Source organism: Streptococcus mitis (genome assembly GCF_022137125.1).
GTDB classification, from domain to species: domain Bacteria; phylum Bacillota; class Bacilli; order Lactobacillales; family Streptococcaceae; genus Streptococcus; species Streptococcus mitis_CE.
In genome coordinates, this window is sequence record NZ_JAKNEQ010000007.1 from 117,507 (window position 1) to 129,132 (window position 11,626).

Consider the following 11,626-nt stretch of genomic DNA (forward strand, 5'->3'; position numbering starts at 1 on the left):
ATGTTAGGAACAACTTTTTTACTTATAATTAAAAGTTTCCCCTGCCAACTTATCAGCTAGCTTAGGAAAGAGGGTATAAAACTTATGGGCTAGGTTCAACAACATCGGTAGATTGAGTTCGCGTTTGTTTTTACCTATAATCTTAACAATTTTTTTAGCCACTGCATCTGGTTCTAGCAGGAAGCGTTCAACCGACTTGAGATAGGTTCCATCTGGGTCGGCCTGGTCAAAAAATCCTGTGCGGATTGGTCCTGGATTGATCGTCGTTACATAAACACCGTAGGACATAAGTTCGAGGCGTAACGCATTTGAAAAACCAATGACCGCAAACTTGGTTGCTGAGTAAAGGCTGGACTTGCCAGTAGCGATCAGACCTGCCATGCTGACGATATTGATGATATGGCCTTTTCGGCTTTCCTTCATACGAGCAGCAAGGCGACGAGATAGATTCATCAAGGCAAAGGTATTGACCTCGAACATCTGGTGAATATCTTGGTCAGAAATCTGGTCAAATTCCTCGAAAATCCCGTAACCAGCGTTGTTAATCAAGACATCAATCTTGCCATAGCGGAGATAGAGGTCTGCTACCAGAGTTTCTAAGGATGAATCATCGGTAATGTCGATTTCAATCAATTCTGCATGGGGATGATTTCCGTAGAGTTGAGCTAATTTTTCCCTATCTCGACCAAGCAAGATGAGCTGGTCTTCTGGTAAAAGTTTGACCATTTCTTGAGCTAGACCACCGCTAGCTCCGGTAATGAGAATAGTAGGCATACTTATCCTTCCTCAATCTTTTAGATTTCCACTTCTTCCAAGTCTTTGACCACATGCACATTTTCAAAAATTGTGGCAGCGTCTTTCTTGAGCTTGCTGATATCTTTTGAGAGGAAACGGGCACTGATATGGTTGAGCAAGAGGCGTTTAGCACCTGCTTCTACCGCTACTTGTGCAGCTTGCATGTTAGTTGAATGACCATGATTACGAGCAATTTTTTCATCACCCTTGCCATAAGTGGACTCATGGACAAGGACATCGGCATTAACAGCCAGACGCACACTGGCATCCGTTTTTCGAGTGTCTCCTAAAATAGTAATAATTTTACCTGGACGTGGAGCTGAGATATAGTCTGCTGCCTTGATTTCAGTCCCATCTTCAAGAACAACGTTCTGACCATTCTTGATTTTCCCAAAAAGTGGGCCAAATGGGACACCAGCAGCCTTGAGCTTTTCAGCATCTAAGGTACCTTCTAGGTCCTTTTGCATGACACGATAGCCAACGCAGAAAATAGTGTGGTCCAACTCCTCTGCATACACTGTGAATTTATCGGTCTCAAGGATTTTTCCTAAAGAATCTTGGTCAAACTCATGAAAATGAATACGGTAAGGCAGGCGCGAACCTGACACACGAAGGCTGGTTAAGACAAAGGACTTGATCCCTTGAGGTCCATAGATTTCCAAATCCGTCTGCTCTTCATTAGCCTGAAAGGCTCGACTAGAAAGGAAACCTGGTAAGCCAAAAATGTGGTCTCCATGCAGGTGGGTGATAAAAATTTTGCTAACCTTACGCGGTCGAATTGTGGTTTCCAGAATGCGATTTTGCGTACCTTCTCCACAGTCAAAGAGCCAGACTTCGTTAATCTCGTCCAAAAGTTTCAGAGCGAGACTTGAAACGTTGCGGGCTTTAGAGGGCTGGCCAGCCCCCGTTCCTAAAAATTGAATATCCATTCGATACTTTCTAATTAATCAATATATAACATGGCTGTGCGGTTTTCCGATCGGAAATAGCGCTTGCCAGAAAAAGCTGTGGCTTCTTGTAATAACTCCTCTTGGCTGTAACCTTTAAGACGTTTACGACCATCAGTCAAGCTTTCCAAATCAGTCAAAGCCGTGAGACTCTCCATGCTAACAACTTCCTCATCTCCAACAGCCTTCATGTAAATCTTGCCAGACTCTTCAAAGACTAGTTGATGGGGAAAAATTTGTGCAATTTCAAAAAGCAAGTCATCCGAAATCTTCTCTTCATTCTCAGAGAAAATTCGACCCAGTCCCTCACTCTCATAACAAAAACCAAAGGATTTGCCCGATAGGTTCAGACGAATAAAGGGTTTGCTTTCTTCAGTGAAACTTGGCTCAGTATTGTAGAGGTTCAGTTCCTGACTAAGTTCTGAAAAATAATCCGTCGCTGCTTCAGGACTCTTTTTCTGATAGAGTTCTGCAAAGTAAGCATTGACCACGCTGGGAGGAGGAGTAATCAGTGCCAACTGCTCCTGCTCTGTTCTACCAGTTAGAAGTTGGTCCAGATAGACCTTATCCAGACTTGTATAGCCCCCATACTTTAGAGCTAAGGTTTTGATATCAGTCATAAAATTCTTCTAACCTCCATTTGTTTTTCTCGGAAATGTAGCCTCTAATCACTTCGCCGTCATCTTGATAATCACGTTCTTCAAGAATCGCAACACTTTCTAAATCATGAATCTTGTAGGACTTTGAAAAAGGCACGCGCAGAGTAAAGGACTCAAAAATATCCTTGATTTTCTCTAAAAACAAAGCCTGCAAATTCTCTCGACTATCCTCAGACTTGGCAGAAATGAGCGCATAGGGCGTTTGGGTCGGCGTAAAATCCTCCACCAAATCCGCTTTATTATAAAGGGTCAGGCGAGGAATATCTTCCATGTCCAGGTCTTTCATGATGGACTGGACTGTTTTTTCATGCTCCTCATGGTAAGGATTGCTGGCATCGATAACATGAACCAGAAGGTCCACATGCTTGCTTTCTTCCAAGGTTGACTTAAAACTGGACACCAACTCTGTCGGCAAATCTTGGATAAAGCCAACTGTATCTGTTAAAGTTACTTGGAGATTTCCCCCCAGATGGATACTCTTAGTCGTCGCATCTAGAGTCGCAAATAGCTCGTCAGCCTCATACTGGGTCTTACTGGTCAAGGTGTTCATGATAGTTGATTTCCCAGCATTGGTGTAACCAATCAAACCAATCTTAAAGGTGCTTGACTCCAAACGTTTTTCTCTGACAGTCGCCCGATTTTTCTCAACCACCTTGAGCTGGCGCTCGATATCCGTGATTTGATTGCGAACGCTACGACGGTTCAGCTCCAGCTGGCTTTCACCAGGTCCACGGGAACCAATTCCTCCTGCCTGACGGCTGAGCATAATCCCCTGACCAACCAAACGAGGCAAGAGGTATTTGAGCTGAGCTAGATGGACTTGGAGTTTCCCTTCATGACTTCGAGCCCGCATTGCAAAGATATCCAGAATCAACTGCATACGGTCAATGACCTTGACACCGAGAACTTCTTCTAAATTGACATTCTGCCGTGGTGTCAAACGATTGTTGACGATGACAGTGGTAATTTCTTCTGCATCCACCATGAGCGCAATTTCTTCTAACTTACCAGAGCCGACGAAGGTCTTGGAATCATATTTTTCACGTTTTTGTCTGTAACTATCTACAACGACTGCCCCAGCTGTCTTAGCTAGACTAGCCAATTCTTCCATAGAGAGATCAAAATTGTCCATGCCCTGCAATTCCACACCAATCAGCAGGACTCGCTCCTCTTTTTTTTCCGTATCAATCATCTAAAAACTCCTCTATCTGGCTTAAAATGCGGTCTTGCACACCAGCTTCTCCAATCTGATAAAAGGTGACCTGCATGCGGTTACGGAACCAGGTCAACTGGCGCTTGGCAAATCGGCGAGTCGCCTGCTTGAGACTCTCACTGGCTTCTTCCAAGGATTGCTCTCCACGGAAATACGGAAAGAGTTCCTTGTATCCAATACCTTTAGCAGCCTGCACATCAGGGTAATGGTCAAAAAGCCACTTGGCCTCATCCAAAAGTCCAGCCTCAAACATCAGATCCACTCGGTGGTTGATACGTTGATAAAGCTGACTACGCTCATCATCCAAGCAGATGATCAAAGGTTCATACAAGGTCTCTTGATTTTCCAAATCCTGACCAAAATGGGCAATCTCCAAGGCACGCATCGCACGACGACGATTAAACTGAGGAATCTCAAGGCCTGCTTGCTCCACAAGATGGGCTAATTCCTCATCTGTATAAGGATCCAAACTAGCTCGATAAGCTAAAATCTCCTCATGAGGAGTCTCCCCACCTAGATGGTAGCCTTCAAGCAAGCTCTGAATATAAAGTCCAGTCCCACCAGCGATAATGGCTAGCTTGCCACGGCTGTGAATATCCTCAATAGCCATCTTAGCTTCTGAAACAAAATCAAAAGCCGAGTAAGACTCGGTTACCTCTCTAACATCGATTAAATGATGGGGAACAGCTGCCTGTTCTTCTGGACTAGCCTTAGCCGTCCCAATATCTAGACCTCGGTAAACCTGCTGACTGTCGCCACTAACAACTTCCCCACCAAAGTGCTTGGCCACTTCAATGGCAAGGGCCGTTTTTCCAACAGCAGTTGGCCCAACGATCACAATTATTTTTGTTTTCATCTTTTTTCCTTGAAAAATTCCCATTTTTTCGTTACTATTATTATAACACAAAAAGGTCAGTCAGAAAAATGTGACCTCTTGAGGGGGCTGGCTGATTAAGAAGATAAAGGAGGAAGACTCATGGCTAAAGGATTCGCTAAAGGTCTTGTAACAGGTGTCGCAGGAACTGTCGCTGCCGTCGCAGGTGCAGTATACGCATTTAAAAAGAAAGTGATCGAACCAGAAGAGCAAAAAGCAGCTTTCATCGAAGAAAACCGTAAAAAAGCAGCTCGTCGCCGCGTATCACGTTAAGAAACAAAAGAAGTTGAGATTCATTGTCTCAACTTCTTTTTTCTATTCTTTTAAATAGCTAGGTCAAACTTCAACTGTGGCTTAACAGGGTCATAATCCACCAACTCAAAATCTTCTGCTTTGATATCAAAGAAATTGGTCCCATCTGGAACATTCAAGACCAAACGTGGTTGGCAATTTGACGGCTCACGACGAAGCAATTCCTGAGCTTGTTCAAATTGATTGTCATAGATATGGAGATTATTGATGAAGTAGAAGAACTTTCCAACCTTCCAGCCAAAATGTTTGGCAATCATCATTTGAAGAGCCACATACTGCATAGCGTTGATATGGTGGGCCACTAGCATGTCATTCGAACGCTGGGTCAAGGTCGTATCCAGATAGATTTCTCCATCTACACGGCGGACATCAAACATGGTCTGAAAGGCGCACGGAAGAAGGCCGTCTGTCTCATCAAAAGCTTGATAATCCCAGAGTGAGATGATATTGCGACGATTCCAAGGATTAGCTTCCAACTGTTTAAGGATCTTATTGATGATATCGTGTTTCTTAACGACCGCCCCATAGCGTTCACCAATGGTTCCCGTATCTCCCACTTCCCAGTCATTCCAGTAGTGAACATTGTACTTGCTATTCAGCACTTCTAAGCTATTAGACTGATCTTGGTAAATCCAGAGCACTTCCTTGATGGCGGATTTGATGGCAATAGGACGCAAGGTTGTGATGGGGAATTCCCCCTTTGCCAAGTCATACTCGGCAAATGCACCCGTTACATACTTGGAGTTGGCAACAGTCCCATCCTTATACTTGGGACGGGCCTGCTCAGAAAAGACACCGTCTTTGAGGATTCGTTCAATATTCTCTTTAAAAATCGTATCTGCTTTTGTCATTTACTCTCACCTCATTTATTTCCTAACTAGTATAGCATAAAAAAAGAAAGGAGGAAAATCACTCGCTTTAAAGTAGTGTTTTTCTCCTTTTATTATTTTATTGTAATACAAGTGATGCTGCTCCGATAACCCCAGCGTCATTTCCTAGAGTTGCAAGAGCTAATTTTGTTGATGTGCGTACTTGTGGGAAGGTATTTTCGTCATAAACTTTTTGAACACCTTGTAGAAGGAATTCTCCCGCAGCTGACACACCACCACCGATAACGATTGTTGATGGGTTTAGGATTGAACCAATGTTAGCACAAGCGATTCCCAAGTAACGTGAGAAGTTACGGTAAACGATCAAAGCAAGATCGTCTCCTTCTTTTGCCAAATCAAAGACAGTCTTAGCGGTTACTTCTTCTCCATTATCAATCAAGCGTTTCAAGGCTGCATCGCCTTCGTATTCATCGGCATAGCGACGAGTCAAGTTGACAATCCCTGTTGCTGAAGCAACTGTCTCAAGGCAACCTTTCTTACCGCAAGTACATGCGATTGGTTGATCAAAGTCAACAGTGATATGACCAAGCTCACCTGCTGCACCAGCAACACCGTGAAGCAATTTGCCTTCAGCGACGATACCGCCACCAACACCAGTACCGAGTGTCATAAATACAACATCTGGTTGGTTATCACCAGCACCCATCCAACGTTCACCAAGAGCTGCTACGTTGGCATCATTATCGATGAAGAATGGAATGCCCAAGGCTTTTTCAATTTTTTCTTTAATTGGTTGAAGAGTTTTCCAGTTGAGGTTGTAGGCACCGATAACAGTCCCTTTTTCACGGTCAACCACACCTGGTGATCCCATCCCAATTCCTTGGAAGTCCGCTGCTGCCAATCCAAGCAAGTCCAAACGATGCTGAATAGACTCAATCATATCATCTACAATGTGGCTTCCTTCATCCAAAATATTTGTCTTGATAGACCATTTTTCTTGGATTTCTCCCTCTTGAGTTAAAATTGCAAATTTGATAGAAGTTCCACCAAGGTCAATCCCAATAATCTTTTGACTCATCATATTCTCCTTTTTAATTATGAATTAATTGAAAATGCTTACAGTACTAGTATAACAAAATTCACTCATTTATGCAAAGGTTTGCATTAACTTTCTAGATTTTATCCTTACTTATGGTTTCCATAGACCTGAAGCATCTACATAGTAGCGGCCTCCATCAACTCGCTCATTTTTAGCCATTTTACCATCTGATTTCAAATAGTAGTTTCCTTGCCATGCATTGCGAGCATAAGAACCATCTGATTTCAAGTAATACCAGGCTTGATAAGAAGAGTCATAAACCCACTCACCTTGTGCCATTTTACCGTTTGATTTAAGGTAATAAGCTCCTTGCCATGCATTTTTTGCATAAGAACCATCTGATTTCAAATAATACCAAGCTTGATAAGAAGAGTCATAAATCCATTCGCTCTGTGCCATTTGACCATCAGCTTTCAGGTAATAGCTTCCCTGCCAAGCATTTTTCACTGAATTTCCATTTCCGTCAAAATAGTACCAAGAACCGTCCTGCTTAACCCAACCACTTGCTGTGGATGAAGTTGTATCAGTTTGAGTTGTAGCCGTTTGTTTTGCTTTAAAAGCACCCTTAGGGGCATTTTTCAATTCGCAAGCCACACCGTCATGATCGCGGTCTAACTTGGCAGAATAACCAGGGTCTCCCTCATGAAGATCTGAATAGCCATTAGCCCAAGCTTCCTTACAGCTAGAAAAATGGATGTTTTCTTCTGCTAACACAGGTTGTGAAAACAAGGCTAAAACTGACAAGGTTGCCAGACTCATTTTTAAAAATAGACGTTTGTTCATTACTTTCTCCTATAAGAATGTTATCGATTTCAATATTATTTTATCAAACTTATTTCAGCAATTCAAGGAAACTTCTGGTCTTTTCTACAAACTCCTTTGGTTTTTCCTTATTCAAAACATGAGGGCCATCTGGGATAATCTGAAATTGAGATTCTGATATTAGTTTATGAAGACTTCTCATAGAACTAAGATTCGATTTATCTTTGCTACCACAAATTAGCAAGGTTGGATAGGGGCAAGTCTTTGCAATCTCCCTTAAATCAAGTGTTTTTAATTCTTCGGAAATACCAACCATAAGAGCCTTATCTGCCCCCTGTTTTTCAAATACCCTTTTGGGAAGCAATTTAAATATCAGCAACTGAAGATAAAATAGGATATTACCGGACAGTTTAAGTGGACATCCTGATAGAACCAAAGCTCGGAGATTTGGTAAATCGTAACTGGAAAGTTCTAGTGCCAGAGCAGCACCTAAGGACAATCCAACCAAAACAAAAGGTTCGGTCTCTTGAGCTAGGTACTGATATACTCGCTCCTTGGCTTTTTGATAGCTACTTACTCCAGAAGGAAATAACTCGATAGCCTCAGAAGGATAATCTGTCAATTGATTCCGAACTTCTTTCCAACTCTCTGCTGACTGCCCTAAACCGTGTAAAAATACCAGTTTCATCTAGTTCTCCTCTAGGCTTAATTCATATAAGCCTCTCACTGCATTACAGCCGTAAGCAGCTTCTGCTTGGGCTAAGTCTTTTAAGGTCAAGACTTTCTCTTCTACTTTTCCTGTTTCTAGTAAATACTGACGATAAATTCCCGGTAAGATGCCAAGTCGGACTGGCGGTGTATAGAGCTTTCCAGCGATTTTCAGAACCAAATTTCCAATAGATGTTTCAAGCAGTTCTCCAGCAGCAGTATGATAGATGATTTCCTGATTTCCCACTGTCAAATGTGGTCTATGAGTCGTTTTAAAGTAGGTAAAAACTTGATTCAAATCCATTTCCTGCAGGCAAAGTTTGGCTTGGCAGAAGGTCGGACTGAGGGGTGCTAATACTTGGAGACTGAGTTCTATCTCTCCAGACTTGTCGAGACTGATTCGTAGACGATAATCTTGACTAGCGTCACAAGCCTGACACTCCGCCGCTATCTTTTGTTTCAAGTCTTCTGCATCAAAAGGATATGCAAAATATCGACTTGCTTTTCTCAGTCTTTCTATATGTTGCTCTTCAAACAGCAGTTGTTTTTGGCTAATTTTTCCAGTTGTAATCAGTTGGAAGCGAGCTTGTTTACGATAAAGGACTGCCGCCTTTTGATGAACCTCTTGGTATTCAGATTCCCAAGTGCTATCCCATGTAATACCTCCGCCAACTCCATAGATAGCTTGTCCCTTGTAGAGTTGAATGGTCCGAATGGCCACATTAAAAATCCGTCGTCCATTTGGAAGCAAGAGACCAATCGTTCCACAGTAGACTCCGCGCGGTTGTGGCTCCAAGTCCTTGATGATCTCCATAGTCGCAATTTTCGGTGCTCCCGTTATGGAACCACAAGGAAAGAGAGAACGGAAAATTTCAACAAGGTCAACATCCTCTCGTAACTGACTCTTGATGGTCGAAGTCATCTGCCAAACAGTAGAATACTGTTCTACCTGACACAGACGCTCCACATGCTCACTCCCCACTTCAGAAATACGGTTCATATCATTGCGCAAGAGATCCACAATCATCATGTTCTCAGAGCGATTTTTGGGGTCCTGCTCCAGCCAACTAGCCTGTTCAAGATCTTCTTGGTCAGTCACGCCACGCTGAGTTGTTCCCTTCATTGGTCGCGTTGTCAACTTGCGGCCATTCTGCTCAAAAAAGAGCTCTGGACTCATGGATATCACTGCCATCTCGTCATGTTCAACATAGGCATTGTAGCCCGCCTCCTGTTCTACCACCATGCGATTGTAGATGGCATAAGGATTGGCACTTAAGTCTTGCTTGAGTTGGACGGTGTAATTGACCTGATAGGTATCTCCCTGCCGTAAATGATGGTGAATCTGGGCAATCGCCTTTTCATATTCTGCTTCAGACGTCACTTCCTGCCAATTTGAAGGCAAATCAACCTCATCATAAGTCAGGGGAATAGGAAATGTCTCCACCCTATCGTGAACAGTAAAATAAAGCAAATACTCGTCCAATAAAGGTGCCTTGTGAACTGCTAATTTTTCCTCAAAAGCAGGTGCAGCCTCGTAGCTGACATAGCCCACCACATAGTAGCCCTGCTTTTGGTAGTTTTCCACTTGTACCAGCAAGGCTGTTACTTCCGCTAAATCTCTTGTTTTTAACTCTTTGATAGGCTGAGTGAAGGTGTATCTCTCCCCTAAAGCCCTAAAATCAATCACTGTTTTTCTATGCATACCTTAAGTATAGCACAAAATAAGAAAACCCTCATCCGCAAAGCAGATGAGATCGGCTTTAGTCCCGTCACGTATCTTCTGATTAGAGAAAAAACTCTCCTAGTAGCTATTTTGCTCTAGGAGAGTTTTAAGAATAATATTATCCACTTAGTCTCAAAAAAGAGTTGCGACCTTTAGAAATCGTTACTAATTTTCTAATTTATCTTCTTCATCTTCTTTTCGACGACGAGCAATAAGACCAAAACCAAGTATCGCACTAGCTGCTGCTGCAACAATTGCTGTTATGGATTCTGTTGTACCTGTATTTGGCAATTCTCTAGCCACTACACGCTGATTAGTAGCTACTTGCTGATTCTCATTTTCAAGTTGTGAGATAGTAGATGCTACACTATCTTTCACTTTAGCTTTGGCTTCATCAGTTTTCAATACTTGGTCTATTGCTTGTTTTTCCTGTGGTTTTTCTTTAGAAGTTGGATTAGCTGAGTTTACATGAACTCCAGCACTTGCTCCAACTGCCGGTCTAATTTGTGCAATCGGATTGACTGAGTTCACTTCTTCAATACCAGTTGACTTAGATTGGTCGACTTCTGAGTTGGTTGTGGCATTATCGATGGCTGCTTTTGCTGCATCAGCTTTGGCTTTCGCTTCAGCCTTAGCCGCGGTTTTCTCTTCGTCTGTTAAGTCTGTTCGAGCATCAATCTCAGCATTCTTAGCTTTTAGGGCATCATCTATTGCTTGCTTCGCTGCAGGTTTTGCTTGCGCTGTTGGAGTGACTGAGTCTACTGACATTGTTCCAGTTGACTTAGATTGGTCGACTGCTGCGTTTGTTGGCGCATTATCAATCACTTCTTTCGCTGCATCTGCTCTAGCTTTCGCTTCAGCCTTAGCCGCGGTTTTCTCTTCGTCTGTTAAGTCTGTACGAGAATCGATTTCATCAGTCTTAGCTTTGAGAACTTCGTCGATAGATTTCTTAGCTTCTGTCTTCTCGACTGCTGCTGGATTGATTGAAGTGACTTCTCTTGTTCCGTTAGTCTTAGATTGGTCGACTTCAGCATTGGTTGTCGCTTTATCGATGGCTTCTTTTGCTGCGTCAGCCTTAGCTTTTGCTTCTGACTTAGCAGCAGCTTTCTCTTCATCTGTTAAGTCTGTACGTGCGTCGATTTCGTCGTTCTTAGCCTTCAGAGCTTCGTCGATGGCTTGCTTAGCTTCTGTCTTAGCCACTGCACCTGGATTTACTGAAGTGACTTCTGCAATTCCAGTTGACTTTGCTTGGTCAACTTCTGCATTGGTTGTCGCTTTATCGATAACTTCTTTTGCTGCGTCGGCCTTAGCTTTTGCTTCTGACTTAGCAGCAGTTTTCTCTTCATCTGTTAAGTCTGTACGTGCGTCAATCTCGTCGTTCTTAGCTTTAAGAGCATCTTCGATGGATTTTTTAGCTTCTGACTTCGCTAATCCGTCTGGATTGACTGAATCAACTGATGTTGTTCCAACATTTTTAGCTTGAGTTACTGCATCGTTTGTTGTTGCGTTATCGATTGCCTCTTTCGCTACATCGGCTTTGGCTCTCGCGTCTGCTTTGGCTGCAGTTTTCTCTTCGTCTGTTAAGTCTGTACGAGAGTCGATTTCATCAGTCTTAGATTTAAGCGCTTCGTCGATGGCTTGCTTAGCTTCTGTCTTCGCTACTGGTTGTGGATCTACTGCTTTTACTTCTGTTGTTCCAGTTGA

At 42.9% G+C, this 11,626-nt stretch carries 11 protein-coding genes and 1 pseudogene; 1 reads left to right on the forward strand and 11 read right to left on the reverse strand.

What is annotated here, in order from left to right:
- Nucleotides 1-18: 18 nt before the first annotated feature.
- Genes L0P31_RS07615 through miaA form a run of 5 tightly spaced genes read right to left on the reverse strand, consistent with a single transcriptional unit; the run spans nucleotide 19 to nucleotide 4,470 of the window.
- Nucleotides 19-774, reverse strand: a complete 756-nt coding sequence (locus L0P31_RS07615; RefSeq protein WP_049502385.1) for an SDR family NAD(P)-dependent oxidoreductase — start codon at nucleotides 772-774, stop codon at nucleotides 19-21.
- A 20-nt stretch (nucleotides 775-794) separates the two neighbouring features.
- Complete coding sequence (gene rnz, locus L0P31_RS07620) at nucleotides 795-1,724, reverse strand: ribonuclease Z (RefSeq protein WP_020903658.1); 930 nt, start codon at nucleotides 1,722-1,724, stop codon at nucleotides 795-797.
- 14 nt (nucleotides 1,725-1,738) lie between these two features.
- Nucleotides 1,739-2,362 (reverse strand): cystathionine beta-lyase, encoded by a 624-nt coding sequence (locus L0P31_RS07625; protein ID WP_020903657.1) that lies wholly within the window; start codon nucleotides 2,360-2,362, stop codon nucleotides 1,739-1,741.
- Complete coding sequence (hflX, locus tag L0P31_RS07630; RefSeq protein ID WP_238096366.1) at nucleotides 2,355-3,593, reverse strand: GTPase HflX; 1,239 nt, start codon at nucleotides 3,591-3,593, stop codon at nucleotides 2,355-2,357. The genes L0P31_RS07625 and hflX overlap by 8 nt, the downstream gene beginning before the upstream one ends.
- Nucleotides 3,586-4,470 (reverse strand): tRNA (adenosine(37)-N6)-dimethylallyltransferase MiaA, encoded by an 885-nt coding sequence (miaA, locus tag L0P31_RS07635; RefSeq protein ID WP_223340804.1) that lies wholly within the window; start codon nucleotides 4,468-4,470, stop codon nucleotides 3,586-3,588. Before miaA ends, hflX begins: the two co-directional genes overlap by 8 nt.
- A gap of 120 nt (nucleotides 4,471-4,590) precedes the next feature.
- On the opposite strand from miaA, the gene L0P31_RS07640 reads away from it, so the two are divergent.
- A complete protein-coding gene (locus tag L0P31_RS07640) occupies nucleotides 4,591-4,761 on the forward strand; it encodes a DUF3042 family protein (protein ID WP_001051780.1) in 171 nt (56 codons plus the stop codon).
- A gap of 50 nt (nucleotides 4,762-4,811) precedes the next feature.
- Here L0P31_RS07640 and L0P31_RS07645 read toward each other — a convergent pair whose 3' ends face one another.
- The 6 genes and pseudogenes from L0P31_RS07645 to L0P31_RS07670 form a co-directional block, all read right to left on the reverse strand.
- Nucleotides 4,812-5,651 (reverse strand): thymidylate synthase, encoded by an 840-nt coding sequence (locus tag L0P31_RS07645; RefSeq protein ID WP_238096368.1) that lies wholly within the window; start codon nucleotides 5,649-5,651, stop codon nucleotides 4,812-4,814.
- 97 nt (nucleotides 5,652-5,748) lie between these two features.
- Complete coding sequence (locus L0P31_RS07650; RefSeq protein WP_049493290.1) at nucleotides 5,749-6,708, reverse strand: ROK family glucokinase; 960 nt, start codon at nucleotides 6,706-6,708, stop codon at nucleotides 5,749-5,751.
- Nucleotides 6,709-6,825: 117 nt separating this feature from the next.
- Nucleotides 6,826-7,512: pseudogene (locus L0P31_RS07655) on the reverse strand (excalibur calcium-binding domain-containing protein); the annotation flags it as partial.
- A gap of 49 nt (nucleotides 7,513-7,561) precedes the next feature.
- On the reverse strand, nucleotides 7,562-8,179 hold the full coding sequence (locus tag L0P31_RS07660) for an alpha/beta fold hydrolase (protein ID WP_070528079.1): 618 nt from the start codon (nucleotides 8,177-8,179) through the stop codon (nucleotides 7,562-7,564).
- The gene (gene pabB, locus L0P31_RS07665; protein ID WP_049502379.1) at nucleotides 8,180-9,901 is read right to left on the reverse strand and encodes an aminodeoxychorismate synthase component I; all 1,722 of its coding nucleotides are present in this window, start codon (nucleotides 9,899-9,901) and stop codon (nucleotides 8,180-8,182) included. It abuts the gene before it with no gap.
- Between the two features lie 186 nt (nucleotides 9,902-10,087).
- Nucleotides 10,088-11,626: DUF1542 domain-containing protein (locus L0P31_RS07670; protein WP_238096373.1), on the reverse strand; the 1,539-nt coding region annotated here is incomplete at its 5' end.

Coding starts and splice junctions, on each gene's coding strand:
- L0P31_RS07615 (WP_049502385.1), bottom strand. CDS start 774: ATGCCTACTATTCTCATTACCGGAGCTAGCGGTGGTCTAGCTCAAGAA.
- rnz (WP_020903658.1), bottom strand. CDS start 1,724: ATGGATATTCAATTTTTAGGAACGGGGGCTGGCCAGCCCTCTAAAGCC.
- L0P31_RS07625 (WP_020903657.1), bottom strand. CDS start 2,362: ATGACTGATATCAAAACCTTAGCTCTAAAGTATGGGGGCTATACAAGT.
- hflX (WP_238096366.1), bottom strand. CDS start 3,593: ATGATTGATACGGAAAAAAAAGAGGAGCGAGTCCTGCTGATTGGTGTG.
- miaA (WP_223340804.1), bottom strand. CDS start 4,470: ATGAAAACAAAAATAATTGTGATCGTTGGGCCAACTGCTGTTGGAAAA.
- L0P31_RS07640 (WP_001051780.1), top strand. CDS start 4,591: ATGGCTAAAGGATTCGCTAAAGGTCTTGTAACAGGTGTCGCAGGAACT.
- L0P31_RS07645 (WP_238096368.1), bottom strand. CDS start 5,651: ATGACAAAAGCAGATACGATTTTTAAAGAGAATATTGAACGAATCCTC.
- L0P31_RS07650 (WP_049493290.1), bottom strand. CDS start 6,708: ATGAGTCAAAAGATTATTGGGATTGACCTTGGTGGAACTTCTATCAAA.
- L0P31_RS07660 (WP_070528079.1), bottom strand. CDS start 8,179: ATGAAACTGGTATTTTTACACGGTTTAGGGCAGTCAGCAGAGAGTTGG.
- pabB (WP_049502379.1), bottom strand. CDS start 9,901: ATGCATAGAAAAACAGTGATTGATTTTAGGGCTTTAGGGGAGAGATAC.